The 25,791-nt window shown below is 44.6% G+C and carries 27 protein-coding genes and 1 other annotated feature; of the genes, 18 read left to right on the plus strand and 9 right to left on the minus strand.

Going from position 1 to position 25,791, the window contains the following annotated elements; all coding sequences use genetic code 11:
• Positions 1–198: 198 nt before the first annotated feature.
• Positions 199–1,461, minus strand: coding sequence for a methyl-accepting chemotaxis protein (locus AC1DOV_RS11970; protein WP_477550223.1), 1,263 nt, complete (start codon positions 1,459–1,461; stop codon positions 199–201).
• Between the two features lie 498 nt (positions 1,462–1,959).
• Here AC1DOV_RS11970 and AC1DOV_RS11975 point away from each other — a divergent pair, with 498 nt between their 5' ends.
• Positions 1,960–2,364 (plus strand): O-methyltransferase, encoded by a 405-nt coding sequence (locus AC1DOV_RS11975; protein WP_076267494.1) that lies wholly within the window; start codon positions 1,960–1,962, stop codon positions 2,362–2,364.
• A 53-nt stretch (positions 2,365–2,417) separates the two neighbouring features.
• On the opposite strand, the gene AC1DOV_RS11980 is transcribed toward AC1DOV_RS11975, so the two are convergent.
• Positions 2,418–3,248, minus strand: coding sequence for a TIGR03943 family putative permease subunit (locus AC1DOV_RS11980; protein WP_477550053.1), 831 nt, complete (start codon positions 3,246–3,248; stop codon positions 2,418–2,420).
• Positions 3,245–4,282, minus strand: coding sequence for a permease (locus AC1DOV_RS11985; RefSeq protein ID WP_477550054.1), 1,038 nt, complete (start codon positions 4,280–4,282; stop codon positions 3,245–3,247). The genes AC1DOV_RS11980 and AC1DOV_RS11985 overlap by 4 nt, the downstream gene beginning before the upstream one ends.
• 120 nt (positions 4,283–4,402) lie before the next feature.
• Positions 4,403–4,665, plus strand: a binding site (T-box leader).
• Between the two features lie 61 nt (positions 4,666–4,726).
• Between AC1DOV_RS11985 and trpS the strand changes: the two genes are divergently transcribed.
• Positions 4,727–5,716, plus strand: a complete 990-nt coding sequence (gene trpS / locus AC1DOV_RS11990) for a tryptophan--tRNA ligase (protein ID WP_339204492.1) — start codon at positions 4,727–4,729, stop codon at positions 5,714–5,716.
• A 34-nt stretch (positions 5,717–5,750) separates the two neighbouring features.
• Here the strand turns inward: trpS and AC1DOV_RS11995 are convergent, their stop codons facing one another.
• Entirely contained in the window at positions 5,751–5,927 is a 177-nt protein-coding gene (locus AC1DOV_RS11995) for a DUF5325 family protein (RefSeq protein ID WP_179089778.1), read from the minus strand.
• Between the two features lie 132 nt (positions 5,928–6,059).
• On the opposite strand from AC1DOV_RS11995, the gene AC1DOV_RS12000 reads away from it, so the two are divergent.
• Complete coding sequence (locus AC1DOV_RS12000) at positions 6,060–6,272, plus strand: alpha/beta-type small acid-soluble spore protein (protein WP_054023438.1); 213 nt, start codon at positions 6,060–6,062, stop codon at positions 6,270–6,272.
• Between the two features lie 166 nt (positions 6,273–6,438).
• Here the strand turns inward: AC1DOV_RS12000 and AC1DOV_RS12005 are convergent, their stop codons facing one another.
• Complete coding sequence (locus AC1DOV_RS12005) at positions 6,439–7,425, minus strand: metal-dependent hydrolase (protein ID WP_441876588.1); 987 nt, start codon at positions 7,423–7,425, stop codon at positions 6,439–6,441.
• Positions 7,426–7,512: 87 nt separating this feature from the next.
• Here AC1DOV_RS12005 and AC1DOV_RS12010 point away from each other — a divergent pair, with 87 nt between their 5' ends.
• Entirely contained in the window at positions 7,513–7,821 is a 309-nt protein-coding gene (locus AC1DOV_RS12010; RefSeq protein WP_477550055.1) for a hypothetical protein, read from the plus strand.
• On the opposite strand, the gene gerQ is transcribed toward AC1DOV_RS12010, so the two are convergent.
• Both gerQ and AC1DOV_RS12020 read right to left on the minus strand, forming a co-directional pair.
• Positions 7,811–8,374, minus strand: a complete 564-nt coding sequence (gerQ, locus tag AC1DOV_RS12015; RefSeq protein ID WP_430059983.1) for a spore coat protein GerQ — start codon at positions 8,372–8,374, stop codon at positions 7,811–7,813. The two genes, AC1DOV_RS12010 and gerQ, sit on opposite strands and share 11 nt — an antisense overlap.
• Before the next feature lie 36 nt (positions 8,375–8,410).
• Positions 8,411–8,833 (minus strand): cell wall hydrolase, encoded by a 423-nt coding sequence (locus AC1DOV_RS12020; RefSeq protein ID WP_076267501.1) that lies wholly within the window; start codon positions 8,831–8,833, stop codon positions 8,411–8,413.
• Positions 8,834–9,095: 262 nt separating this feature from the next.
• Here AC1DOV_RS12020 and cyoE point away from each other — a divergent pair, with 262 nt between their 5' ends.
• Together cyoE and AC1DOV_RS12030 are read left to right on the plus strand one after the other, a co-directional pair.
• Positions 9,096–9,953 (plus strand): heme o synthase, encoded by an 858-nt coding sequence (gene cyoE, locus AC1DOV_RS12025; protein ID WP_339204488.1) that lies wholly within the window; start codon positions 9,096–9,098, stop codon positions 9,951–9,953.
• Positions 9,954–9,977: 24 nt separating this feature from the next.
• A complete protein-coding gene (locus AC1DOV_RS12030; protein ID WP_441876596.1) occupies positions 9,978–10,583 on the plus strand; it encodes an SCO family protein in 606 nt (201 codons plus the stop codon).
• Here AC1DOV_RS12030 and AC1DOV_RS12035 read toward each other — a convergent pair.
• The gene (locus tag AC1DOV_RS12035) at positions 10,580–10,951 is read right to left on the minus strand and encodes a ribonuclease M5 (RefSeq protein WP_477550056.1); all 372 of its coding nucleotides are present in this window, start codon (positions 10,949–10,951) and stop codon (positions 10,580–10,582) included. The genes AC1DOV_RS12030 and AC1DOV_RS12035 overlap by 4 nt on opposite strands.
• A 411-nt stretch (positions 10,952–11,362) precedes the next feature.
• The gene (locus tag AC1DOV_RS12040; protein ID WP_477550057.1) at positions 11,363–12,526 is read right to left on the minus strand and encodes an MFS transporter; all 1,164 of its coding nucleotides are present in this window, start codon (positions 12,524–12,526) and stop codon (positions 11,363–11,365) included.
• Positions 12,527–12,688: 162 nt separating this feature from the next.
• Between AC1DOV_RS12040 and AC1DOV_RS12045 the strand changes: the two genes are divergently transcribed.
• The 12 genes from AC1DOV_RS12045 to AC1DOV_RS12100 all read left to right on the plus strand — a co-directional run bounded on the left by AC1DOV_RS12045 (position 12,689) and on the right by AC1DOV_RS12100 (position 25,656).
• The gene (locus AC1DOV_RS12045; RefSeq protein WP_477550058.1) at positions 12,689–13,138 is read left to right on the plus strand and encodes a hypothetical protein; all 450 of its coding nucleotides are present in this window, start codon (positions 12,689–12,691) and stop codon (positions 13,136–13,138) included.
• A complete protein-coding gene (locus AC1DOV_RS12050; RefSeq protein WP_477550059.1) occupies positions 13,138–14,301 on the plus strand; it encodes a transglutaminase domain-containing protein in 1,164 nt (387 codons plus the stop codon). Before AC1DOV_RS12045 ends, AC1DOV_RS12050 begins: the two co-directional genes overlap by 1 nt.
• A gap of 32 nt (positions 14,302–14,333) precedes the next feature.
• On the plus strand, positions 14,334–16,415 hold the full coding sequence (locus AC1DOV_RS12055; RefSeq protein ID WP_477550060.1) for a peptidoglycan D,D-transpeptidase FtsI family protein: 2,082 nt from the start codon (positions 14,334–14,336) through the stop codon (positions 16,413–16,415).
• A gap of 203 nt (positions 16,416–16,618) precedes the next feature.
• Positions 16,619–17,572: a metal ABC transporter solute-binding protein, Zn/Mn family gene (locus AC1DOV_RS12060; RefSeq protein WP_477550061.1), complete on the plus strand. Its 954-nt coding sequence runs from the start codon at positions 16,619–16,621 to the stop codon at positions 17,570–17,572.
• 33 nt (positions 17,573–17,605) lie between these two features.
• Positions 17,606–18,412, plus strand: a complete 807-nt coding sequence (locus tag AC1DOV_RS12065) for a metal ABC transporter ATP-binding protein (RefSeq protein ID WP_441908328.1) — start codon at positions 17,606–17,608, stop codon at positions 18,410–18,412.
• Between the two features lie 3 nt (positions 18,413–18,415).
• Complete coding sequence (locus tag AC1DOV_RS12070; RefSeq protein WP_477550062.1) at positions 18,416–19,357, plus strand: metal ABC transporter permease; 942 nt, start codon at positions 18,416–18,418, stop codon at positions 19,355–19,357.
• Complete coding sequence (locus tag AC1DOV_RS12075) at positions 19,354–20,223, plus strand: metal ABC transporter permease (RefSeq protein WP_477550063.1); 870 nt, start codon at positions 19,354–19,356, stop codon at positions 20,221–20,223. The genes AC1DOV_RS12070 and AC1DOV_RS12075 overlap by 4 nt, the downstream gene beginning before the upstream one ends.
• Positions 20,224–20,364: 141 nt before the next feature.
• Entirely contained in the window at positions 20,365–21,819 is a 1,455-nt protein-coding gene (locus tag AC1DOV_RS12080) for an ABC transporter substrate-binding protein (protein ID WP_477550064.1), read from the plus strand.
• 177 nt (positions 21,820–21,996) lie between these two features.
• Positions 21,997–22,749, plus strand: coding sequence for a Cof-type HAD-IIB family hydrolase (locus AC1DOV_RS12085; protein ID WP_076267514.1), 753 nt, complete (start codon positions 21,997–21,999; stop codon positions 22,747–22,749).
• Positions 22,750–22,756: 7 nt separating this feature from the next.
• On the plus strand, positions 22,757–23,239 hold the full coding sequence (locus AC1DOV_RS12090) for a DUF456 domain-containing protein (protein WP_477550065.1): 483 nt from the start codon (positions 22,757–22,759) through the stop codon (positions 23,237–23,239).
• A gap of 27 nt (positions 23,240–23,266) precedes the next feature.
• A complete protein-coding gene (locus AC1DOV_RS12095) occupies positions 23,267–23,992 on the plus strand; it encodes a ThuA domain-containing protein (protein ID WP_477550066.1) in 726 nt (241 codons plus the stop codon).
• A 20-nt stretch (positions 23,993–24,012) separates the two neighbouring features.
• Positions 24,013–25,656, plus strand: a complete 1,644-nt coding sequence (locus AC1DOV_RS12100; RefSeq protein ID WP_076267517.1) for a putative polysaccharide biosynthesis protein — start codon at positions 24,013–24,015, stop codon at positions 25,654–25,656.
• Positions 25,657–25,791: the final 135 nt, after the last annotated feature.

Raw genomic sequence — 25,791 nt, forward strand, 5'->3', positions numbered from 1 at the left:
ATACGATATGATTTCGCAACCGTATTAAGGCTTTCCACTCCATTTAAATAACGCGTGACTGCTTGTATTTTTGTATCTGGACTGAATTTTTTCATAGAAAAACTGCACCTCCAATGTTAGATGGTGTCTAACAATTGGGGTGCAGTTCAGGAAAGATTATGGTCTTTTTTTGTTGCGCGTTAAGTAATCAAAACTTGATTATTTCATTTTGAAAACATTGATGGTTCTGAGCAGCTGAGCTGCCATTGTACGCATACGTTCCGTTTCTTCTACCACCGCTTGTACAGATGCGATCTGCTCATTCATCGAAGCGGATACTTGCTCCGTGCCAGCAGCCGATTGCTGCGTAATCGCGGATATATTTTGGATGGCACCGGAAATTTTGCGGGCACTCTCAAGCATAGCGTCGCTTTCTTGGGAGAAAACATAAATTTTATCCGTAATAAATTGAACACTTTGAACAATTTCTGAGAATACGACTTCGGATTCCTTAATATGCTCCGTTTGCAGCTTAACGACCTCTTCGTTTGTTTTCATATTGCTGATCGTTTGCTTGATACCCTCGTCAATACTTTTCACTAGGTTGAATACTTGTTTAGTTGAAGCGCTGGATTCCTCAGCAAGCTTGCGGACTTCCTGTGCAACTACGGCAAAGCCTCGGCCGTGCTCGCCTGCTCTTGCAGCCTCGATAGAGGCATTCAATGAAAGCAGGTTAGTTTGCTCAGCCAAATCGGAAATAGTCGTCGTAATTGCACTAATGCCTCTTGCTTTGCGGGCTAGATCTTCAATTGTAGCTGATACCTTCTCGGTTGCCTCAACGTTGCGGCGCATGCCGTCGGCTTGAATATCAAGAGCCTTCATGCCTTTATCTACGAGCTGAAGCGTTTGCTCAGAGCGTGTGTTCATTTCCTTAGTTGAGGTAGCGTAATCGGAAACTTTCTCTTCGATCTCAGTAATGGATTCGCTCATCTCCGAAACGTCCTCGGAAATTTCGTTTGCGCCAGTAGCAAGCTCGTTTGCGGAAGCAGCAACCTGCTGCATCGCGATTTGAATATTATTATTTTTGTCAAAGATGCTGTGGCTTGTATCGGACACATGACGGATGATGTTCGTCGTTTCCGTAAGAATGTCGCGAAGTTTATCAATCATACTGTTAAACGAATGTCCAAGCTCGCCTAAAGCTGATGAAGACGTTGTGTCGATTCTTTGAGTGAAATCACCTTTGGAAATACGAAGCGCAGTTCCTTTAATTTCATCAAATGAATTATTGATGGATCTCTCGATGAAGGAAACGAGTGGTAGCGTAGCGATTGCCATAATGATTGTGAAAATAATTCCAGCGATAAGCGAGCCGCCTGATACTGATAATATGACAAGCATAATGAGGGCAAACACTGCTAAATTTAGGTAAGAAGTAATCAGCAGCTTATTGCGCACGGAAAGCGAATAGTACCATTGGATCATTATGTAAGCGCTCCTTTTAATAGAATATCCATATTATAGCACCAGCTGCGAAATTGGTCTATAATTGTCGATTCATAAAAAATAGATAAATAATGACCGCATGCGGCACTTCGGAAAATACTAAATACGTTTTCGGTGTAACAATAAATAGAAAATGATACCATTATCGGTAATTAGAAATCATTTTTATTATTAATTGATGGTTTAGAGAGCATGGTACATAACACCTAAGTTAGAAAGAAAAGTATCTTGAAATTAGAATTAATAAATATTATTTTAGTTCGCAAGGTTCATTTTATTTAGATGTAATGAAATGATCTTTCTTTAATTATGTAAAAATAAGTTATATAATAAGTAAATAAGAGTCGAATAATATCAAATAAACAAAAATAATGTTGTTTAGTATATTGATAATGATAGAAATGGACTATATAATATGCGTTGAGACCTAAGTGGAAACTCATGCCTAATAAATCATAAAGGAGGATAATAAGTATGCAAACGGAATCTGCAGCTCTCGCTCGTCAAGTTGAATTTGTGTTTCGTCAGCTTGAAAGTGAACTGACAAACGCTACGGCTGGTACAGTATTAATACATATTCGAAACAATGCGGTGGGTAAATTTGGGGTTAGGCACCATCCAATCGAATGCAAAAATGGAAAGTTCGAGAGTGTCGATAAAGGACTGACAGCTGTTCAGGTACAGGCATTTAAACAAATGGCCATTGAATCGCTTAAGTTTAGGAAAGACTGGTCGCATGGCGAAATTTTATATGATTTTTCCGTTCGTTCAAGCGCTAATTCTTGGTCGGCAAGCATACTTTTTGAATCTAATTACAATATGGCCAATTGGAATTCTCGCTATTATCCGAAAAGAAATGATTTATGGGATTCACAATAAACAAAAATAAGTAAAGAAAAAAAAGAGCTGACGGCATCCGTCAGCTCCTCATTTTATTGTCCGAAATCAAGATCAGGATACACATAAGGCGATTCTGGAACCTTAATTCGTTCAAGCCGCTGGGCTTCTAAAGTCATGACAACATGATTCATATAAGTTGATGTCGTTAACCTTCCTGTCACCGTCACCCAATCATCGTCGGCGTAATTCATCGCTTTAGACCAAGATACCATAAGTCCATAAGGCATAGCGTCTGCTGAACAACAATTCATTGCAAATCTACTGACCGCAAATCGCTCCTTGCCCATCTCGTCCTCGTGGTAAATAAACCCCGAAATTTCAACTTCTTTACCGATTAGTTTCTCTCGAAAGAGATCAAATGTCGTCAACGTCTCAATAAATTGAGTATCAGGTACACGGATAAGTGGTTGGCTGTACAGCTTCTTCGCGTATGCTGTATGTGCTTCCATATAGCCATCGAAAGGATAAAAGGCATCGAATCCGGCACCATTCTCTTCAGCTGTTGAAATTCCAGATAAGCTGATCCCTTTTTTTGAAGCAATATCGCTCCCAAGCGTCCCGGCAGGGACGAGAAAACCGAGCAGCAGCGGAAAAATAAACAACCCATAAATGATGATGTTTTTGAACACGGATGGAGATGGCTCGTGCTCGCAATCACAGCTTGGCGTTTGATTTCTGATACGTTTCTGTAAAGCGGCATAGACTTGATAAATAGCTGCTGCATAGAGGCCTAACGCTGACAGTTTTACGTATACCTCCATTTTTGGAGCGATATAAAGGACCATTTCACCCGTTCGATCCAAGTAGAGAATAAACAGAGCAAAACCTGTAAGAATTGCGGCACGCAAAAGATGATGAATCATAGCAGCGCCTCCATTATCCAAGCGCCGATGAAGGTTAGCGCCGCGGTTAGTACAATGAGAATAAATACGAATTTAATACGGAATGTCGTTAGCAGCATTAATGTATTTTTAAGATCGATCATTGGGCCGAATACAAGAAAAGCAAGCAGTGGCCCAAAATCAAACATGCCGCTGAACGATGAAGCAATGAAAGCATCTGAAGTGGAGCAGATTGATAATATAAAAGCAAAGCCCATCATGAAAAGGTATGAAAATAAAGGCTGATCAGCAAATGCCTCAAAGGTGCTGCGATCAATAACCGTTTGAATAATGGCGGTCAACATTGCTCCGAAAATAAAATATTTGCCCATTTCAAAAAACTCGTTTGAAGCATGTGATAGGGTTGAGGAGGCTCTTCCACGGAATCCAGTACCGCTTGTCCCATGCTCATGATTATGGGAGTGATTGTGGCTGTGTGTATGACCCTGCTTGATTAAATGAAACGGTTGAGCTAATTTGAGCGGACTGCTTCGCATAAATTTATAAAGGAGCAAGCCGATGATAACAGCAATGACAAAGGCTAGTATCATTCGTGCGTAAGCCATTTCTGGCGTCGTTCGAAAAGCAGCAAAGGTTGATGCAAAAACGATTGGATTAACGATGGGACCTGCCAATAAATAAACGATTCCGATATAAGCAGGCATGCCTTTGCGAATAAGCCGCCTGACAACCGGTATCATTCCGCATTCACATAATGGGAATAAAATGCCTAGCAACGCCCCAAAAAGAACGCCTAATACCGGGTTTTTGGGCATGAATTTTTGAATGAGCTCGTCCGAAACGAATACTTGCAGAAGTGCAGAAAAGATTACCCCGAGCAGGATAAATGGAAATGCTTCTAAAATAATGCTTATAAATAATATTTTGAAGGATTGCAAATTAGCGATACTAAAAAGATGTGTGGGAAGCTCTCGATTGGTTACGATAAGGGCGAGCATGATCAAGCAGCCTACTCCGAGCAATGGTGTGCAGATGCGGTAAAGAAATTTAGCCATAGTACAATATCCTTTCTTTATGTAAGGATTACGATTATGACTATAGCTTATGCGGTATCTGTGCGGGATAGGACAACTTTCGTATCGCTTGACATTAACGATTACAGATGTATAATCGTTTTAAATGCAATGATGGGAATAAGTAAGCTCGATTGGATTGCGTACAGAGAGCCGGTGGTTGCTGCGAACCGGTGCAAACAACGATGCTGAATGGGCCCCGGAGCCTATGAACGGAAACTGGCTGCACGAGCAGCCGAAGATGTTTGTACGGACGCTCCCCGTTACGGAGCAACAAGGCTTATGGGATTTTTAATACGCTTCGATTGTATAACAAAGCGTACCATAAGCGAATTAGGGTGGCACCACGGTCCCTCGTCCCTTGCGGCGGGGGATTTTTTGCGTTTTTTTTTAGACTAAAATTGACAAGAAAGAGGTCGAAGCATTATGAAAAAAGTACTCTCGGGTATTCAGCCAAGCGGTCAGCTTACACTTGGAAACTACATTGGCGCCATGCAAAACTTCGTAAAGCTGCAGCATACAGAAGAATGCTTTTTTATGATCGTTGATTTGCACGCGATTTCGGTTCCACAGGAGCCGGCTGCCTTAAGAGAACAAACGGAAGCGGTAGCCGCATTATTTATTGCTGCAGGCATAGATCCGCTCAAAGCGAATGTATTTGTACAATCGCATGTTCGCGCGCATGCTGAGCTTGGATGGTTGTTTACAACGCTTGCTAATATGGGCGAGCTGGAAAGAATGACGCAGTTCAAAGATAAATCTGCAGGCAAAGATTCTGTTGGGGCGGGGCTGTTCGTCTATCCGACGCTGATGGCTGCCGATATATTGGTTTATAATGCGGATCTTGTTCCTGTTGGCGACGATCAGAAGCAGCATTTGGAGCTTACTCGTGATTTGGCGCATCGCTTCAATACAAGGTTTGGCAAATACTTTACGATACCGGAGCCTTATATTCCGAAGGTAGGCGCACGGGTAATGTCGCTTGATGATGCCAGCAAAAAAATGAGCAAAAGCAATCCAAACGTAGGAAGCTTCATTGCGCTGCTTGATTCTCCAGATGTGATTCGCAAAAAAATTAGCAGAGCGACAACAGATTCAGGCCGCGAAGTGAAATACGATCCAGCAAATAAACCTGAGATTAGCAATCTAATGAGTATTTATGCTCATTGTGCAAATATGAGCATTGAAGATATCGAGGCACGTTATGAGGGTCAAGGTTATGGACCTTTCAAGAAGGATCTTGCGGAGCAGGTGGTTGCGGTTATAGAACCGCTGCAAGCTAGATATAATGAAATTCGCAGTTCAGGCGAGATTCATCAAATCTTGAAGCAAGGCGCAGAAAAGGCTTCCTTGGTCGCAGATCGTACACTTGCAGACGTGAAAGAGCTTATGGGTTTTCTGCCGCCTCGCGGCTAATCTTTTAGGTACTTACAAGGCTGACGCCATAGCGTCAGCCTTGTTTTTTTCTGCGCAAGCGAGCTTTTGTAATAAAGCCGGCTCCTATAGTGAAAAGGCTCAACAAACCAAACAATAATACAAACCAGCCATTATAGCTGATGGAGATAGCCATAGCGCTCATAAATACGATAGCTAGTACGGAAAAGAACAAAGAAAGCGGTTTGGACATCTTGTTTTCTCTCCTTAATAAATCGTCAATATATTTTAATGGTTTAAGAATAGATTCTTTGATGGTGCGCATAATAAGCTTGCAAGCTTGCAACACACATCAAAGTGCAGAGGACGAAAGGAGAAATACATTATGGCAGGAAGCAGAAATCAACTTGTTGTTCCACAAGCAACTGCAGCATTACAACAAATGAAACTTGAGGCAGCGCAAGAACTGGGCGTACAAATTCCTCAAGATGGCTACTACGGTAATGTTTCAACTCGTGATGCAGGCTCCCTAGGTGGTTATATTACGAAAAAGCTTGTTCAAATTGCTGAACAACAATTGTCAGGCGGCTCCCGTTAATCGCTTCTAATACACAGTGATGAAATGAAGCCCAAGGGTAATCCTTGGGCTTTTTATTATGGTAACCATCATTTTAGCACAGGGCTGATCGACTTTCTTCTATAATATAAAACAAAAAAAAGAAAGCCCCCTTTATTTTGAAGCAAAGGGCTTTCGAACGTCAATACTAAAAAGTATCCATGCGCAATCTTTTCAATAAACGTTCATCGCTAAGCCAGCCGACATAAGAGCCAATGGTCTCATCCTTTTTATTCATAAGCAGAACGCCAACGAATGGGTATTGCTTGCGATGGCGATAACGTACGTCGGACCATCTGACCTCATAGCCCCATGTATGCTCTCGCACGTCTGCGCAGGCAAAGCTGGTGAAATATAAAAAGGATCGAATGGCGGGATCGTTTTTGGATTTGGCGACTGCCGGGTGATCAGAGCATTCCACATAATCAATCCATACTAAATTGTTATTGCGTAAATTTCCAATCGCGAATCCGCCATTTTTAACTTGCTTGACTACATTCCATATCGTTAAAGAAATCGTTGGAATGACGATATAAGCATCGCCTTCATGATATTCTGTGTCCAGCGTCTTCATCCGTTGCAGCGTGCTTCTCGAGGTAACTGTTCGCCATACAAAATAAATGGCAAGAAACAAGTACATAAGCGGGAATATTGAAGCTGGATTTACGAATCCGCCAGCCCAAAGTAAAATAGCTATGACATGCGTTGTGAAAATGATGGGATCAAATATGTGTATAATGTTCCAAGAGATCCATTTGTCCGTGAAGGGCCGCATCGCTTGAGTGCCGTAAGTATTAAATAAATCGGTGAATACATGCACGCACACGGCGAGCAGCACCCAGCCCCCAATATGCAGCCAAGGCAGCGAGCCGCGGTAAAACAATTGGAGGAGGCCGGTAATTAGCGCAGTCCAAATGGCGATAGCGGGCAAGGAGTGAGAAATGCCGCGATGATTGCGAATATAAATCGCATTGCCTTTTAAACGAAGTAGGCCATCTAAATCGGGCGCTTGCGATCCGATAACTGTGCCGAGCAATACAGCGGTGTGAATGGCTGGATTTGCTGCTACCACGGGATCAATTGCGGCAAGTCCCCCTAAACCGATGCCCATGATAAGATGTGTGCCTGTGTCCATGACAAGTCCTCCCCAATCGATAATTAGATGTAGTATCGGCGGAAGGGAGCAACTTTATCAATATAATCTAAAGGAGACTGAAGGCAAATGTACATTTGTTTTGCAGAATATCGAGTTTCACCAGAATTTCGGGCACAATATCTTGACTACACAGCTTCGCTGCTAAAGGAAGGACACGATGTGCAATTATATGAAGGAACAGATCAGCCGGGTTTATTTGTAGAGGTATGGAACGCAGCTACCTGCGAGCAAGCAGAGCAAATCAAAAAAGAACGCTGCAGTGAGCGTTCCTCTTGGATGCATATTTCGAGCTTTATTGTTGGGGGAGCTGCGAAAATGCACATTTGGACGTTTAAGCCAGCACATCTAAAGGGCGAAGCAGCGATTAACGGCTAGAATTTGCTGTGCCGAGAGTAGCCATGCCAAGTGGAGTGGAAGAGCTTACTACTCCGCCTTGGAATGGATATTCATAAGCAATCGGCTCATCGAATGTTACATAATCAAGATTAAGCGTCAAAAGTAAGTAGCGCATACCAGTCGTTGGATCGCTAATAACGATGTGATCACGTCCAGCAGCTTCGATGATTCCTTTAAAAATTTTGGCGTTCCACTCGCGATTGTTTTCGTAAGTCATATAAAAAGTTGCCATTTTGCCGCGGTTCAGACGCAAAATGTTTTCTACATAGGATTCTTCAACGGAAGGCATCGAAACGATGGTGCCGCCTTGTGGCGTAATAAACGATCCGCTTGGCACGTTTGGCGGAATGACTTGTGCTTGTTGGGTTTGAAAGTTAGCTGGAAGCGTGGTTGGCTGCTGCATGCCCATTGGCTGCTGCATCCCCATGCCCATTGGATATTGATATTGACCATATCCGCCGTAGCCGAATCCTTGAACAGGACCTGTATTTGCGGGGCTTACTTGATTTTTGTAACCATAACCATTAGACATTTAGAATTTCCTCACTTTCATACTTTAGAAATAGTTTTAATAAACGGCCGGACAATCCTCTGGCGTTGGAACGAAGAAGCAATGTTTCTTATACCTTCCGCTGTTGGCCTGATCCCACCACGTATCAGGGCAGCTGCCTGCTGGGCGGAAAAACCATAATGCATTAGAAGCCGGGTGCTGACGCTCGCCGTTAATGACCCGCTTTGCTAATCGAATATCTTTATCACGAGCGCTTTGATAAAAGTAGCTTTTGGTGATTGCTTCAAAACCGCCAGGACTTTGATAGACCATGTCTGGGATAGACCGAAGATTTCTAAAGTCGATACAATTTCCTAGTACACGGTTTACGCCAACGTTGCCTACCATAAGCATGCCGAGCTCGCCCTCGCCCTCTGCTTCCGCTCGCATGAGCCTAGCGAGCATCTTCGTATCTTCGGAATTGGTTTTGATGACAGCCATGGAATTGGACAGATCACTTCCTTTCGTAGACTTTAGGACGGTTTGATGTGCTGTTCGGCATAGGCATCAAACTACATAGTTATTGTATTGTGCACCCGCCCATTTGGTTACTAAATGATTTGTCACAATTTACGTGGCAAAATGATGAACAAAACCGTCGAACGTTGTCATCGTGTTCTTTTTTCGGTATGATTAAAAACGATTCATCAATGGATGATAGACGCCATCAGCGTCTTGTCGCATAACTTGGGAGGCTAGCTTCGTGCTTAAAGACTGGATTGCATTGACAAAACCGCGGCTACTTCGACTTAATGTATTTGCTGCGATAGGTGGTTTCATGGTTGCTTCCAAATGGGACATTAACGTTCTATTGCTTATATGGGCGATTATCGGCTCAACGTTGACGATAGCGTCAGCAACCGTGATTAATAATTATTGGGATCGGGAACTTGATTTGAAAATGGAACGTACGAAGGATCGCGCGCTTCCTACCGGTCGAATGACGCCAGGCTCTGTTCTGGCTTATGGTATTATTTTGGGGGTTGTTGGACTAGCTGTTCTCTTCCTGCTCGTTAATCCTTTATCAGGCTGGCTTGGACTGCTAGGCTGGGGTGTTTACATTGTGGTTTACACGATGTGGCTCAAGCGTACATCAACTTGGAGTACATCGGTTGGAGGCATCTCTGGCGCGATGCCGCCGGTTATCGGTTATTGCGCGGTAACAGGTGAAATCGATGCGGGTGCTTGGATATTGTTTGCTCTGATGTTCCTATGGCAGCCGGCTCATTTCTGGTCGCTTGCCATTAGAAGGGTAGAAGAATATCGCGCGGCAGGTTTTCCATTGCTGCCTGTCGTGAAAGGAATCAAACGTACGAAGTTTCAAATGATTCCTTACATCGTATTGCTTTTGCCAACGGGCATATTGTTTTATTCCTACGGTTACGTTGGTATTTTCTTCTTGGTCATATCCGTTGCAGGCGGCTTAATCTGGCTGATCCATACGTTGCGCGGGCCAAAAGCCAAGGATACTGACAAATGGGCAAAAACCAATTTTCTTATCTCGGTCAATTATTTAATGGTTATATTTATCGTTATGATTCTTAATACGACGGGATCATAATTATCGTCTTAAGGAGTGACTGGCGTGGATTTTTTCAAAAAGCATAGCTTCAAAATTGCAGTACTTGCGCTTTGCGCAGCAATGGGAATTTATTTATTTATTACGTACGGCATGCCGGAGAAGCAGACTCTTCCAATCGAGAAGGCTGCGCCAGCGTTTGAACTGACGGATCTGGATGATCAGAAGGTAACACTCGCTTCAACAAATGGTAAGGCGCGAATTGTATATTTTTATTTCGCTAATTGTCCAGATGTTTGTCCGCCTACTACCTTCTTGCTGTCGCAAGTACAGGAGCAGCTTAAAGAGGAAGGCAAGCTCGGCACTAAAGCAGAGCTTATCTCGATTACGTTTGATCCAGTACGGGATACACCTGAAGTCATTCGTGATTTTGCAAAGCGGAATTTTGCTGATCTTAATGGTTGGCGTTTCCTGCGGGGCGATGAGTCAAACACGATGCAAATTGCTAGAGATTTTGGCATTGGCGTCATTAAAAATGAGGATGGCTCCTTCTCTCACTCCAATGTCATTACGATTGTGGATAAGGACGGTCAAATTCGCAAATGGATTGATGGCAGCAAAGAAGATTTGACGGCTGAGGAAATCGTAAATCAATTAAACAAGGTGCTTTAAAATTCATCTTTGCTCCAAATAGAAGCGGGACTCTGCGTAGGGTACAGGATATGCGCATCGAGGCCCGCTTTTTCTAATTGCTCAATTAAATATTCCTCTGGCGTATGCTCAACGCCCGAATAACCTCTGCGGGTATAAATATGCTCAGCATCTGGAAATACGTCGCGCAATAAGAAGCGAATCCGTTTTCCAGAGGAATCATTGTCGGTGAAAATATAAGCTTGGCTTTTGCCAATTTGTTTTCTAAGCTTGTCCAATTGCTCGGAACCAGGAGTGCCGAAGGTGCAGAAAATCGGTACATCTTGATGAAGGACGCGCTTAAGTCTTGCCTTGTCATTTTTTCCTTCTACGATAATGGCTATATCCATGGAAGTCACCTCGCGTAGTGAATGTAGAGCTGGGTCATGAAGCATATGTATAGTTTATCACCAATCATCGATTTTACCGAGATCGGGAATGATTGGTTCGTTTCTTTTGTTTGAAAATGAATAAACGGTCTGCAGTTTGCAGACCGTTTATTATTTTACGACTAGAGACAAGTGCAAGCTATGATTACGAGCAGGATAAACAGTACAAGGATAATGCCAAGGTTTGAGAAACCGCCGTGGCCATAACCACGATTTTCTGAACTTACATTTGCAGACATATATGGGGTCACCTCGTTTCCGTAGTGTTAGAAGGATGAATGCAAACAGCTGAGCTTAGCTGTTCTAACTAGTCACCTGTCATAGTACAGCATATGACATGATGGGGAATTAGCCCTGTGCATTTACCTATGCCTACGAAAAATGGGTGCGGGAAGAAAGTGAACGGGAAATTCGCAGCGGGAGCAGAGCGACTGCTATCATCAATGCAATAAACGCTATGTAGTAAGGCGATATATAATTGCGAAGCTGTCCTGCCGCCATCGGTCCGATAAACGCACCGATGGAGAAGGCGATGGATAATACGGAAAAAGTACGGCCGTAACGAGCTCCGCCGCTAAGCTCAATTAATAAGGTAGACAGCGCGGGCAAAATAACTCCTTTCGCCATACCGACAAAGAGCAGCATCAATGTTAGAGGTGCCGGTATATCGGATGCAATGCCAAAGTAAATAATGGCAAGAATGAGCGAGCCCCACAACGTTCGCAGATACGCGGATACGCGGTTCAGAAACAGCATGCTTAATGTGACGAGTGCTCCGATACTGATAACGGAAAATAAAAGGCCGGTCGTCATCATCGCTTCCTGCGTTTTGGCTAGCAGTGGCAGCTCGAACGATAGGATACCCTGCGCGCAGCTTATTGCAACAGGCAGCAGGTAGACGAGCCAAGGAATTGGTACTGCAGGTTCAAGCGGGAGCTTCGTTTTCTTTTTCCCGTCGTTGCCCTCAACTTCCGTTTGCTCTACCTTCTGGCGAACTTCTTTAATAAAGAACAGAGCGCAGACAGATGTTACGATCAGAACCCATCCAAGCAGCGTAAAAGCGGTTGAAAATCCAATTTTTGCAACGAGATACGCTCCTGCTGCTGGAGATACGACTGATGCTAGTGTATGAACTAGTCCATTGCCAGCCATAAGCTTTCCTTGCTCCGTTCGATCGCTCGTTATTCTTGCAAGCAGGGACAAGCAAGCCGGAGACAGAAATGCAAGCACAAAACCGCTGATGGAGCGGAGCGTGAGCAGCTGCCAAGGATTAGTTACATGCGATTGAAACAGGAGAACAATGCCGGCTGCCATAAGACTGAACACGATAAACAATCTGCTGCCATAACGGTCAACGCCAAAGCCTGCAATGAGATTTCCAGGCAAATGCGTAATGGAGTACATGCCCATCATGAGTCCGATGAAGGAAGGCGCTGCACCTAAAGAGATGGCAAAAGGTGTTAAAATGGGGTATTGCGCATGCAAATCAAAAAAGGCGATAAACAAAAATAAGTACAGCCAAACCGCGGTTTTCACAGAGCTGACCCTCCTTGCCAATTACATTCTTATATACTTGTACGTCTAATTGGGACAGGATATGTCTGCATAAAAAGGAAACGAGCGTTTACGCCCTATATTCCGTAGGTTATAATATTTTGTAATGGGATTTTGTACGAGGTATAATGGAGGGGATCGCAATTGGATTTTTTGAATTTTTCGACCTATGATTGGGACACTTGGACAGCTTTTTTTAAAGAACATTGGCTTGTGCTTGTTATTGCGCTTATCTTACTATTAATTATTATCCGCATCGTGAAAACTGTAGTTAAATGGGCACTTGTGGTGGCAATCGTGCTTGGTATTGTCGTATATAGCGGCTACACCATGGATGATTTGAAAGAGATTGGCACTAAGGTTGCAGATACAGTAAAACAGGAAGCCGTTAATGCAATGGTAGGCGAAGCAAAGGATGCTACTTTCGTGAATAACGGGGATGGAACCTTTACAGTGAAAACTAAAAATGTAGAGCTTACCGGAGAGCCTGGTGCGAATGAGGTTGCCATTTCATTCCGCGGAACGGCGCTCGGCAAGTGGGAGCTCGATAGTACGATACAAACCTTCATCGACCAAGCGAAGCAGAACGGGTAATGCCGATGACAAGCTGGGATCAATTATTTAGAGAGCCGGAGCCAATTGCTATCATTGTGCTTCTATTGCTAATTGGCTCTCTTATACAGGGGATGAGGAGAGGCGCATCGGGATCTGCGAGGCGTCTTTTCTTTTTTGTTTGGGAAGGTTTAGCAGTTATCGTATGTTTGGTACTGGCAGCACAGCTCACGAATACATTGTCACCAGCTGTAGCGAAGTGGTTGACTAGCAAGGTGAAGGTTCCTCTTCATGACCTCAGCGGGGTGGAGCAAGCATGGTACACGCTGCTTACGAGTTTGAGGGATTTTGCATTGCTGCGCTATGGCGTCTTGTTCCTGCTCAGTTATTTACTGCTGCGGGCATTGGCAGCTTCTATTGAGCCATTGCTGGAAAGAGCAGTAGAAGGCGTTCTGAGGAGCGGCAAGGAAGAGCCTATGGCTCACTTGCAAGGCAGGCGAAGCGCTAGCCGTGCCATAGGGGCTTTAATTGGTGCTGCTCACGGAGCGGGTCGTTCATTTGTATTCGTCGTTCTTTTATTCGTTTATGTGTCCCTTGTGCCAAATGGCTGGTATGTCGACAAAATTTCCGAATCGACGGTTTATACCAAAGCGGCTTCGTGGCTGAGTCCAGTTGCCGGAGACGTTCTAGCAGGTCAAGGACCCGTGCTCGCCCAAGCGGTTGAAGCGCAGTTCAAACAAATTTTACAACGAAAATATGAGATTATTGATTACGCCATCCCAGCTGAGATTGAGAAAGCTGCTCTTTATGTGACCAAGGATGCGCAAACGAATGAGGATAAGGCGAGAAAGCTATATGACTTTCTTGGAACAAGAATTGCTTACGATTGGGACAAAGCTCGGAATTATGAAGAGCAGGGAATTTGGAAGGAACAGACACCTCCCGAAACATTTGATACGCGCAAAGGCGTATGTATAGATATAGCTCGTTTATATGCTGTAATGGCTAGGTCAGCAGGTCTAGAGGTACGGGTTGTAACTGGAATGGGAGCTAACGGTAAGGGAGGCTTCGGTCCACATGCTTGGAATGAGGTGCGAATCAGCGAAGGGGATAATGGCTGGATTCCGCTGGATGCGACTTGGGCAAATACCGGGAATTGGTTTAATCCGCCGGCATTTGACGATACTCACATACGTGATGCATAGCTTAAAATGAGAAGGTTATGAGGTGATTAGACATGCAAGATGATCCGCAGAAACGGGAAATTATAAATCGACGTCATTTTTCGTTTCGATTGAACTTATTTTTCTTTATTACGTTCGCATTATTTAGTGTTTTGATTGTAAGGCTAGCCATTTTACAGTTTGTAGAAGGGCCGACGCTAAGTGCTGAAGGGATCGGCAAAAGTACACGCAGCGTGAAGATTCCGCCGATTAGGGGCAATATTTACGACGCTACGGGTCATGCAATTGCGTATTCGACTTCGACCCAGTCTATTTATTTCACGATTCAGCCTGAGCTTAAGCTGGAGAAAGCGACTGCAAGTGCAAAAGAAATGGCGCAGAAGCTTTATGAAATATTTACAAAGCTTGGAGATCCTGCTAAAGCGATGACGGTTGACGATATTATTCGTCAGATGGATCTTGATTTCAAGCGGAATCCTATCTCGACCCCGCGGCGGATTAAATCCGGCCTCACAAATAAAGAAGTGGCTTATTTCATGGAAAATCGCACGTCGTTCAAAGGTGTAGATATCATGGAGGAAAGCGTTCGGAATTATGACAAAGATTCGATTTCGGTGCAGCTTGTCGGGTATTTGAAAAAATTTAATACCGTTCGCGAAAACGTAGACTTCTACAAGGAAAAGACGACAGAGGAAGATCCTACGCTGAGATATTTGGATGAAGAGGACGTTGGCTTCGACGGTCTTGAGCGAATGTATCAGGACGTGCTGCGCGGCAAAAATGGTTTGAAAACCTACCCCGTTAACAATGCGGAGCGTATTATCGGGCCTATGGAAATAACGAACCCTACGAAGGGGTCGGATCTTTATTTAACCATTAACAAAAACGTGCAGTTAACGACGGAAACAGCAATTATGGATCAGCTCAAAAAAATATCAACGTCTACAAACAAATATGAGCGTGCCAAATATGCACAAACCGGATTCGCAGTAGCGATGGAAGTAGATACGGGCAAAGTCGTGGCGATGGCGAGTATGCCGGATTATGATCCAAATATTTGGTCAGGCGGCCGTATTAGCAAAGAGGATTACGAGAACTTCCAGAATATCTTATCGAACGGTACGATTCGAACAGTCTATGGCAAATATTCAGAAGAGGAGCGCAATCAACATCCATCTTCCATCCTGCCACTTGGCTCGACAATGAAGCCGTTATCCGTATTAGTCGGATTGAATGAGAAATTGTTTAAGACGACAGATACCTACCCGGACACTGGGAGATTCTCGTATGGTAGAAAAGGATATGAGACTTATATCGGCAACTCCCAAGGCAAAAAGTTCGGCTACATTGATGGCGCGCAAGGCATTCAACATTCTTCCAATACGTTTATGGCAGCTATGATTGGCGATAGGCTTTATAGAAGAGACCCGCAAAATGGCGTAGAAATTTGGGACGAATACATGAAGCAATTTGGTCTTGGCGTCCTGACGGAAAGCGGCTTGCCTAACGAAACGAAGGGCGTTATAGAGTACTTTAACGAGGCGAAAAATGCCAGCTCGCAATCAGCGCTCGTTCAAGCCTCCTTCGGTCAGCAAGGGCGTTATACAACCTTGCAGCTCGCGCAATATACTGCAATGCTTGCCAATCGCGGCAAACGAATGAAGCCGCAATTTGTAAACGAAATTAAGGATGCAGACGGAAATATTATTCAAGGCTATACGCCTGTTATTTTGAATGAAGTAAATTACCCGATTGAATATTGGAAAGAAATTGAGCTAGGCATGTCGAAGGTTAGCTCGCAAGGCTTTGAAGGTGTGGATTACACCTATAACCGTAAGACAGGTACGTCAGAGCAACAAGTAAAAGGCCGGACTGCAGAAAATGCGGTATTTATCGCCTATGCGCCTGCCGATAAGCCGAAGCTTGCTGTAGCTGTTGTAGTACCTGATGGCGGGTTCGGGGGTTACGGTGCTTCTCCAATCGCTCGTAAGATTTTTGATGCTTATGACGAGGAAATTGGTTTGTACGGTGTGCCGAAAAAGAAGGCGCCAGCTACAAATGATGCTGCTGGCAACACGGCTAATCATACAGCGGATGATGCTAATACAGGAACTGATACAGGAACAAACGAATAGTGGTCTAAAAACATCAAAAAGGCAGGTCGGAGCATCAACTCCGATCTGCCTTTTTTGCTGTGCAAATAGCCCATTTCAAAATAAATGTTGCACTAGTGAAACATTTTTGTGTATTATTAAAAAAAAGGCATTAGGTAAACTAAGATTCATAAGGGCAAACTTTAGAGCATATAAAAAATGACAGGGATGGAGGAGGTAGCACAATGCGTAAAACGTACAAAACAAATTCTGCTCTTCGGAGATTTATTATGGTTATCGTTTTTTTGGCGATGACGGCAATGGTAACCTCAGCTTGCGGGCAGCAAGGAACGAGCGATGGGAAATTGAAAATTACGACAACAACAGGAATGATCACGGACGTAGTGCAGCAGGTAGGCGGCGAGTATGTCGATGTTAGCGGATTGATGGGGGCAGGGATTGACCCCCATCTATACAAGGCATCTCAAGGAGACGTGCGGAAGCTGGATAATGCGGACATTATTTTTTATAACGGCTTGCACTTAGAGGGCAAGATGGCCGAGATGTTCGAGAAATTGGAGAAGCGCAAGCCGACGGTAGCCGTCTCCAAATATTTGACGGAAGATCAGCTGCACTCTGCCCCTGGGCAAGGGGCTGGCATGCATGATCCGCATATTTGGTTCAATGTGAAGCTTTGGATTTCTACAACAGAGGTGATTCGCGACACGCTGATGGAGAAGGATGCGGTCCATGCGGAGTACTACAAAGAGCATGCAGCAGCCTACATCAAGCAGCTGGAGGAGCTGGACAATTATGCGAGAGAGCAAATTGCACTTATTCCAGAGGCAGACCGCATTTTAGTAACAGCACACGATGCATTTGGATATTTTGGCGAAGCGTATGGTCTAACTGTCACGGGTTTGCAAGGGATGAATACGATGTCGGAGTACGGCTCAAAGGATGTTAGCAAGCTGCGTGACTACTTAGTGGAGAAAAAAATAAAAGCTGTTTTTATCGAATCCAGCGTTCCGAAAAAATCAATTGAATCGGTCATAGAAGGGGCAAGAAGCTTAGGCCATGAGGTGAAAATTGGCGGCGAGCTTTACTCCGACGCAATGGGAGATGCCGGTACGTTTGAAGGCACTTATATCGGAATGGTGAAGCATAACGTGGATACGATTGTAGCCGCTTTGAAATAGCACATAAAAAGGCAAGGAAAGTGAGTGATAAAAATGAACCATTCTACAACAGCAGCCAAGCAAAATACAAAACAAATTGCACCGCTTACGATTAAGGGACTAAGCGTTGCTTATCAGAAGAAGCCAGTGCTTCGAAACGTATCGTTTGAAGTAAGCGAGGGCGAGCTCGTCGGGGTAATCGGGCCAAATGGCGCAGGTAAGTCGACACTGATGAAGGCGGCTCTTGGCCTCATACCGAGTATTGGCGGAGAAGTGTTAGTATACGGCAAATCTTATAAGCAGCAGCGGAAAATGATCGGTTATGTCCCGCAGCGAGAATCGGTGGATTGGGATTTTCCAACGAATGCGCTTGATGTTGTACTTATGGGCCGTTATGGTCATTTAGGCTGGTTCCGCCGCCCAAGCGCGAAGGATAAGGCGATTGCGCTGGAGTGCCTGAACAAGGTTGGCATGGCCGATTATGCGGGCAGGCAAATCAGTCAGCTCTCTGGCGGACAGCAGCAGCGCGTGTTTCTAGCGCGTGCATTGGCACAGGACGCGAAGCTGTACTTTATGGATGAACCATTTGCAGGCGTGGATGCGGCGACAGAGAAAGCCATTATCACATTGCTGCAGGAGCTGAAGCTGCAAGGGAAAACGGTCATCGTTGTCCATCATGATCTAGCGACTGTGCAAGATTATTTCGACTCGGTACTGCTTCTGAATGTAGAGCTTCAAGCATTCGGCAAAACAGAGCAAACCTTTACGCAGGAGAAATTACAGCGTACTTACGGCGGCAGACTGGCTTTTCTTGATCGCAGCATGCAGTCTCCGTCACGTTTTGACGGAAAGGGTGAGTAATTCATGGATAGAATATGGTTGATGCTGACCGATCCGAATATGCAATGGATTTTTCTAGGCTGTACGCTGCTTGGCTTAAGCAGTGGAGTGATCGGCTGCTTGTCGTATCTTAGAAAACAAAGCTTAATGGGCGATACGTTAGCCCATGCAGCATTGCCAGGCATATGCATTGCATTCATGCTTACTGGCGTTAAATCGATTGGACTGTTTCTCATAGGAGCAGGCATATCTGGTCTTATCGCAACGTTCGGTATTGGATATATTACTCGTAACTCTAAGCTTAAACAGGATGCAGCGATGGGTATCGTATTGTCAGGATTTTTTGGCCTCGGTATCGTACTGCTTACACTTATTCAGCATGGCAGCTATGGCAATCAAGCCGGATTGGATAAATTTCTGTTTGGGCAGGCGGCATCTATGATTGCATCTGACGTTATTACGATGACGGTCGTATGTGTATCTCTTATTACGGTTTGCACGCTGCTCTTTAAACAGTTTAAAATTATTTCTTTTGATCCAGGGTTTGCTAGAGGCATCGGTTATCCCGTAGCCTTTCTTGAGCAGCTGCTCATGCTTCTAATCGTCGTTGCTGTAGTAGCGGGCATTCAAGCGGTAGGTGTCGTACTCGTAGCTGCACTGCTTATTACACCGGCCGTATCGGCTAGATACTGGACGGATCGCCTTGGGCTCATGGTTGTATTGTCAGGTATATTCGGTGCAGTCAGCGGTGCGGCAGGCACTTGGATTAGCGCATCGGTGTCTAACTTGCCAACGGGACCTGTTACGGTGCTGGCGGCAACATTGCTCTTCTGCATTTCCATTCTATTTGGTCCACAGCGCGGATTGCTTGCAAAAAGACTGGTGCGCCAAAGAGTGAAGCAAAGCTATAATCGTGACTCCGATATGCTGCTTGAGGGCAAAGTGAAGAAGGAGGCGGCATTATGAGCGACTTCTGGATCTTGCTTACAGGTGCACTAGTAGCAAGCTGCTGCGGTATTCTAGGTGTATTTCTTGTTTTGCGCAAAATGGCGATGATCGGCGATGCCATTAGCCACTCCGTCATGCCCGGTATCGTAATCGCGTTTCTGCTCAGCGGCTCGCGCGATTCGCTGCTTATGATGTTCGCAGCACTATTATGCGGATTGCTGACGACCTTTCTTATTCAAATGTTTCAGCAAAGCGGCATTCAATCCGATGCTTCGATCGGCGTTGTCTTTACAGCATTATTCGCCATTGGGGTCGTTCTCGTAAGCTTGTATGCTCGTCAGGTGCATTTGGACCAGGATGCGATTTTGTACGGTGAGATTGCGTATGTGCACTGGAATATTTGGGAGCTTGGCGGCGTAAATATGGGCCCGAAAGCGGTTTGGCTGCTCGGCACAACGCTGCTGATCATAATGTCAGTTATCGTTTTGTTCTATAAGCAGTTCAAGTTATGCGCGTTTGATCCTGCCCTTGCGGCTGCAATCGGCATACCTGTAGCTATCTTTCATTATTTATTAATGGGTCTCGTCTCGATGGCTACTGTCAGCTCCTTTGAAAGTGTAGGAGCGATACTCGTTGTAGGACTGCTGATTATCCCAGCATCTACCGCTTATTTACTGACAGATCGGCTCGGCCTGATGATCGTTTTGAGTGTAGCAGCCGGCGTAGCTAGTACATTCATCGGCTATGGTGCAGCTGTTTTATTGGATGCTTCAATTGCTGGCTGTATGGTGTGCGCAGCTGCAATATTGTTCGTTATCGCATTTTTGTTCTCACCATCACATGGCATTGTAATCAAGAAACTGCGTCTAAGAAAGTTAGCATAATAATTGCGAAAAGCATCCTTAATGGATGCTTTTTTCATATTTATTTCAAAAAAAGGTGTATAACTGCAACTTTTATCCAAAAAGAATCGTAATGTAATTGGTACATATTAGGAGGAAACTGAAGAGGAGAGAAAATTGAACATGAAAGTGTTGTCAAAATTCGTCATACCGCTAGTTGTTTTTACATTATTGGTAACCGGTTGCAGCTTTGGGGGCAAAAACGAACAAAAAGAAAATGAACAGTCAACGCTGAAAATTATGTATTACGATGAAGGTTCTTTCTTTCAGGAGTATGGCATGGTGTTCTCGGCATTATATCCAAATATCGAAATTCAAGTCGTAGAAAATAGGAAAATGTATCAAAGTGAAAACAAGGATATGGATGCTGCTCTCGAAAAGTTTATTACGGAGGAGCAGCCAGATATTTTGATGCTTGATACCGATCAATACAAAAAGCTGGCACTCGACGGCAAGCTTTATGATCTTGATCCGGTTATGGAGAAGGAAAAGTATAATACAGAGGGCTTGATTCCCGGCATGCTTGATTATTTGAGAGAAAATGGCGGCGGACAGGTATTTGGCATGACGCCAAGCTTCTATAGTCAAGTTATGTTCTACAACAAGGATTTATTTGAGAAATACCAAATCGAGCCGCCAACCAATCGCATGAGCTGGGACCAGACGATACAATTGGCACGCCGCTTCCCTACGGATGGCGACAAAAAGGAACGGATTTACGGGCTGAAAATGGGCTACAGCGAAGATTTATTTGAAATGGCAAGCATTCTTGCTAATTCAGAAAACGTTAATTATGTGAATGCTTCGCAAAAACAAATGACGATAAACACAGATTCATGGAAAAATGCATTTAAACAAGCGATTGACGCATTGGATTCGAACGCGCTTTATTTTGATAGCATGCGTAATCAAGGTGGCGACGAACCGATGTCGCAAACCTATGAGGACTATTTGTTAAGCGATCCCTTCATAGCGGGCCGATTGGCGATGACGATGGGCGATATTAATTTTATCAATCAAATCAAGCAAGCGGCTGAGAATGAGAAGGTAAAAGATAAGATCGTGAAAAACTGGGATATTGTAACGGTTCCGGTTGGACAACAAAATCCGGATCAATCAAGCATGATGTCTTTCAACAACATTTTCTCTATTCGCTCGGAATCACCGAGTAAGGACGCTGCGTGGAAATTCCTTAGCTATGTAACGAGTGAGGACTTTGCAAGAGTCAAGTCAAAGTCGAACAATTATAATGGATTGCCTGTCCGCACTAAATATATTACGGATACAGAAGGGCATAATTTTGCAGCATTTTATGATTTGAAGCCAAGTACATTTAATAGCTATAAGGATTTTGACAAGCTGCCACAAAGCTTCTGGGGAGAATTTAGAGGCGCAGCCAGCCAAGAGCTTGAAAAAGTAAAGAAAAAAGAACAGGAACTCGATGCGGCGCTTGATATTTTGCAGGTGAAAGGCCAAGAAATGCTATTGAAGGAAGATCCTGTACCTACTGAAGGTGCTGAAGGAGCGGGAACTTCGGAAAGCAGTGGATCTGTTACTACCATTGAAACAACGGAGTAAGTTTAGAGATGGGGAGCATGCTTACGCAAATTAGCGGAGGCTGCTCCTTTTTTCTGAGCAAGTATGATGAATTCGTGTTTTTTAGAGTGACTTTCATTTGGAATCTGTCGTAAATGTGCTAAAATAATTTACTAGTTAGGTACAACAACGATACGGCATTTACGAGGAGGCACAATATTGGGAGATTATAAATTGCTTGCGCTTGATATGGACGGAACATTGCTAAATGAACAGAGTGAAATTAGTACGGAAAATGCAGAATGGATTCAAAAAGCACTTGATGCTGGAGTTATTGTCAGCTTCTCAACGGGCAGAGGTTTTCGCAGTGCATTGCCTTACGCTGAGCAATTAAAGCTGGAAACACCTATGATCACAGTAAACGGCAGTGAGATTTGGCATCGTCCGCATGTGCTTCATAAACGTACTCATCTAAGCCACGTTTACGTGCAAAGGCTGCATGAGCTTGCTCTCGCACATGGCGAGCCGTGGTTCTGGGCGTATACAGCTGATGAAATTTACAATAAAGAGAAATGGATTACGCCTGCTGATGATTATGCATCACATCACTGGCTGAAATTCGGCTATTACACAGAGGATGACAACACTCGAGAGAAGCTGCTCGCTGAAGTACAAAGCTGGGGAGCGCTTGAGATTACGAATTCATCTCCATTTAATTTGGAGCTTAATCCGCTCGGCGTTTCAAAGGCAAGCGCACTTCAAGAGCTTTGCGGCTTGCTTAACATCGAGATGTCGCAAGTCATTGCTGTTGGCGATAGCTTGAACGATATTGCGGCGATTCGCGAAGCTGGCTTAGGCGTAGCGATGGGCAATGCGCAGGAAACGGTCAAGGAAGCTGCAGACTTCATTACTTTTACGAATAATGAGCATGGAGTTGCAGAAGTGATTAGACGTTACCTTCTGAAGGGATGAAAAACGTATGGATATTTTAGGCTGGACATTAGTTATTCTGTTATTTGTAGTAGGGATGGCAGGGGCTATTTATCCGATTCTTCCGGGAGCTCTTGCCATTTATGGCGCATTTTTTGTTTATGGCTTATTTTTCTCGTTTAGTGAATTTGGTTTTTGGTTCTGGTTCATCCAGACGGTAATTGTCATCGTGCTGTTTGTCGCCGATTATGCGGTTAGCGCCTGGGGCGTCAAACGATTTGGAGGCTCGCGAGCCTCAGTGATCGGCAGTACAATTGGTCTTATCTTTGGTCCTTTCGTTATCCCAGCACTTGGCCTTATTATCGGTCCTTTTGTGGGTGCCGTCATTGGTGAGATGATTATCGGAACACGTTTTGACAAATCGCTCAAGGTTGGTTTAGGTTCAGTTGTAGGATTGTTTTCAAGCGTAGTCGTGAAGGTAATTTTGCAGCTGGCGATGATCGTGTTGTTTGTCCTATGGCTCGTCTTTTAATGAAATGAATAAAAGGTGGATAGCTCAATGATTAAAGTAACCGTATGGAATGAGTTTTTGCATGAGAAGATTCATGAGGAAGTCAAAAATGTATATCCAGATGGCATTCATCAAGCTTTAGCCAAAGGGATCGCAAGTGGAGATATCGAAGTAGCGACAGCAACGCTTGAGGAGCCGGAGCATGGCCTTACAGAAGAGCGTCTAGCCAATACGGATGTTCTAGTATGGTGGGGACATATGGGGCATGACCAGGTGGATGACGCCATTGTAGATCGTGTTCAACAGCGCGTACTCGCAGGCATGGGCTTAATCGTGCTGCACTCGGGTCACTTCTCAAAAATTTTCAAAAAGCTGATGGGCACAGGCTGTGATCTCAAATGGCGTGAAGTGGGCGAGAAGGAAAGAATTTGGGTCGTAAATCCAGCGCATCCGATAGCAGCCGGCTTGCCGGAATACATTACGCTGGAGCATGAGGAAATGTATGGTGAGCATTTTGATATCCCAGCGCCGGATGAGCTTGTTTTTGTGAGCTGGTTTGAAGGCGGCGAGGTGTTCCGCAGCGGCTGTACCTTTAACCGCGGCCAAGGTAAAATCTTTTACTTCCGTCCGGGGCATGAGACTTATCCAACCTACTATAACCCGCAAGTGTTGCAAGTGATTCAAAATGGTGTGCGTTGGGCTTCTCCATCTCATGCAGCAGTGCCCGTACGCGGCAATCATCAGCCGCTGGAGCCCATTGGAAATAAAGGATAGGGAGACTTTGACAGACCATTATGCTAAAAAAAGACTCATTAATTAAAGGCACAATTATACTGGCAGCCGCAGCGTTGGTCGTCCGGTTTCTCGGCTTGTTCCAGCGAATTCCGCTCGAATATATGCTGGGAGCTGCCGGACAGGCGGCATTCAACTCAGCGAATACGATTTACTTATTACTGCTAACGATTGCGACGGGCGGCATACCGCTATCGATTAGTCGAATGATTTCTCAGCGCTATGCGCTTGGCCGCCCCGATGAAGCCAAACGAATTTATCGAGCGGCATTAATGTTTGGAGCAGTGACAGGGATACTGCTTGCGACTGCAATGTTTGTTTTTGCACCAGCTTATGAACGGTTCTCGAAGGTGCCGGATGCAGCTTTATCGCTGCAAGCTATAGCGCCTGCGCTGCTGCTATTTCCTATTATTGCGATGATGCGAGGTTACTTCCAAGGCCGACAGATCATGTCCGCAGGCGGTATTTCTCAAATCATGGAACAAATTTTGCGGCTCATCGGTGGAATTGGACTAGCCCTGATCGTACTCGGCTGGGGCTGGGGAGATAAATACGGCGCTGCAGCTATTGCGTTTGGTTCTGTGCTCGGAAGTATTGGTGCATTTTCGGTTATGATGTGGTTTTGGAGGAAGCTGAAAAAACAAGATCAATCGGAGCATGCTAAATCCGCTATAAATGTGAAGGATAAGTCTGTAAAGACAAGCTCCAACCTGCCTTATCGGACCATTTATAAAGAAATATTCGGTACTTCCATTCCTGCTGTCGTAACGGCTATGACGGTACAGCTATTGTACTTTTTTGATATAACGATATTTATGCGATTGACGGAATCCTTTTATAATGAAAATTCTGCAACAAAAGCGTTGGCGGATTACTCCACGAAGGCGATGGGGATAGCGGGCATACCTCCGATTCTTGCGATTGCGCTTGGCGCTTCGATTATTCCGATCATTTCCTCGGCATTTGCCTTGAATAATATGAAGGAAGTGCAGCGTCAATCCTCGCTCGTCATGCGGATTGTGTTGTTTACAGGCGTACCGGTTGCGCTGCTGCTGGCAGTAGCCTCTTATTCCGTAACTGGACTGTTATTTACGACTCCAAGCGGAAGCGGGACGGTAGCGATGCTTACAGCCGGAGCGATCTTCCAAATTACAATGATGATATCTAATTCGATCCTATACGGACTCAACAAGCCTAAGCTGCCGATGAACCATACGTTTATTGGTTTGGCGCTTAAAGTGGTGTTCAGTCTGGCGCTTGCTCCTTTGCTTGGCGTCTATGGATTTATTATTGGATCTACGATTTGTTTCGTTGTCATTACGTATTTGAACTTAAGAAGCATTAACAAGGACGTTAACTTGAACGTGCTAGGCGGCAAATGGATTGCCTATTTGATCGCAATTGCTGTACCTGCCCTCGCAGGCTGGGGAGCTGAGTACGGGGTGCTGGCTATTACGGGAGCATGGGCAGATAAGCTTTCCTATTTCTTGGCAGCTGCTGTTGCATCTGTTGTTGTAGGATCACTTTATCTCATATTGCTCGCTGCGCTTCGCGTTATCACACCAGAGGATGTGCGCTCGTTCCCGGGGCCGCTCCGCAAAATACTCGGGATTGTTTTAAAGCCATTTTACAAAAAAGCGGTATAATCATAAGTTTTCATGGAAGAAAGGACACAGCCCTTATAGGGGGATGTGTCCTTTTTTTCGTTAGAGCTCCCTTATTGCTTCGAAAACTTTGAAAAACTTAAGCATTCATTAAGCTAATGTTAAGAAATAGCAGAG

The sequence above is a fragment of the Paenibacillus sp. 01T47 genome (assembly GCF_056398245.1).

What these genes read in the sequence shown, in the direction of transcription:
- gerQ (WP_430059983.1), bottom strand. Translation starts at nt 8,374, where the DNA reads ATGTCTAATGGTTATGGTTACAAAAATCAAGTAAGCCCCGCAAATACA.
- AC1DOV_RS12065 (WP_441908328.1), top strand. Translation starts at nt 17,606, where the DNA reads ATGAACCATTCTACAACAGCAGCCAAGCAAAATACAAAACAAATTGCA.
- AC1DOV_RS11995 (WP_179089778.1), bottom strand. Translation starts at nt 5,927, where the DNA reads ATGTCCAAACCGCTTTCTTTGTTCTTTTCCGTACTAGCTATCGTATTT.
- AC1DOV_RS12000 (WP_054023438.1), top strand. Translation starts at nt 6,060, where the DNA reads ATGGCAGGAAGCAGAAATCAACTTGTTGTTCCACAAGCAACTGCAGCA.
- AC1DOV_RS12035 (WP_477550056.1), bottom strand. Translation starts at nt 10,951, where the DNA reads ATGGATATAGCCATTATCGTAGAAGGAAAAAATGACAAGGCAAGACTT.
- AC1DOV_RS11975 (WP_076267494.1), top strand. Translation starts at nt 1,960, where the DNA reads ATGCAAACGGAATCTGCAGCTCTCGCTCGTCAAGTTGAATTTGTGTTT.
- AC1DOV_RS12055 (WP_477550060.1), top strand. Translation starts at nt 14,334, where the DNA reads ATGCAAGATGATCCGCAGAAACGGGAAATTATAAATCGACGTCATTTT.
- AC1DOV_RS12020 (WP_076267501.1), bottom strand. Translation starts at nt 8,833, where the DNA reads ATGGCTGTCATCAAAACCAATTCCGAAGATACGAAGATGCTCGCTAGG.
- AC1DOV_RS12010 (WP_477550055.1), top strand. Translation starts at nt 7,513, where the DNA reads ATGTACATTTGTTTTGCAGAATATCGAGTTTCACCAGAATTTCGGGCA.
- AC1DOV_RS12090 (WP_477550065.1), top strand. Translation starts at nt 22,757, where the DNA reads ATGGATATTTTAGGCTGGACATTAGTTATTCTGTTATTTGTAGTAGGG.
- AC1DOV_RS12075 (WP_477550063.1), top strand. Translation starts at nt 19,354, where the DNA reads ATGAGCGACTTCTGGATCTTGCTTACAGGTGCACTAGTAGCAAGCTGC.
- AC1DOV_RS12050 (WP_477550059.1), top strand. Translation starts at nt 13,138, where the DNA reads ATGCCGATGACAAGCTGGGATCAATTATTTAGAGAGCCGGAGCCAATT.
- AC1DOV_RS12080 (WP_477550064.1), top strand. Translation starts at nt 20,365, where the DNA reads ATGAAAGTGTTGTCAAAATTCGTCATACCGCTAGTTGTTTTTACATTA.
- AC1DOV_RS12100 (WP_076267517.1), top strand. Translation starts at nt 24,013, where the DNA reads ATGCTAAAAAAAGACTCATTAATTAAAGGCACAATTATACTGGCAGCC.
- AC1DOV_RS12095 (WP_477550066.1), top strand. Translation starts at nt 23,267, where the DNA reads ATGATTAAAGTAACCGTATGGAATGAGTTTTTGCATGAGAAGATTCAT.
- trpS (WP_339204492.1), top strand. Translation starts at nt 4,727, where the DNA reads ATGAAAAAAGTACTCTCGGGTATTCAGCCAAGCGGTCAGCTTACACTT.
- AC1DOV_RS11980 (WP_477550053.1), bottom strand. Translation starts at nt 3,248, where the DNA reads ATGATTCATCATCTTTTGCGTGCCGCAATTCTTACAGGTTTTGCTCTG.
- AC1DOV_RS12060 (WP_477550061.1), top strand. Translation starts at nt 16,619, where the DNA reads ATGCGTAAAACGTACAAAACAAATTCTGCTCTTCGGAGATTTATTATG.
- AC1DOV_RS12005 (WP_441876588.1), bottom strand. Translation starts at nt 7,425, where the DNA reads ATGGACACAGGCACACATCTTATCATGGGCATCGGTTTAGGGGGACTT.
- AC1DOV_RS12070 (WP_477550062.1), top strand. Translation starts at nt 18,416, where the DNA reads ATGGATAGAATATGGTTGATGCTGACCGATCCGAATATGCAATGGATT.
- AC1DOV_RS11985 (WP_477550054.1), bottom strand. Translation starts at nt 4,282, where the DNA reads ATGGCTAAATTTCTTTACCGCATCTGCACACCATTGCTCGGAGTAGGC.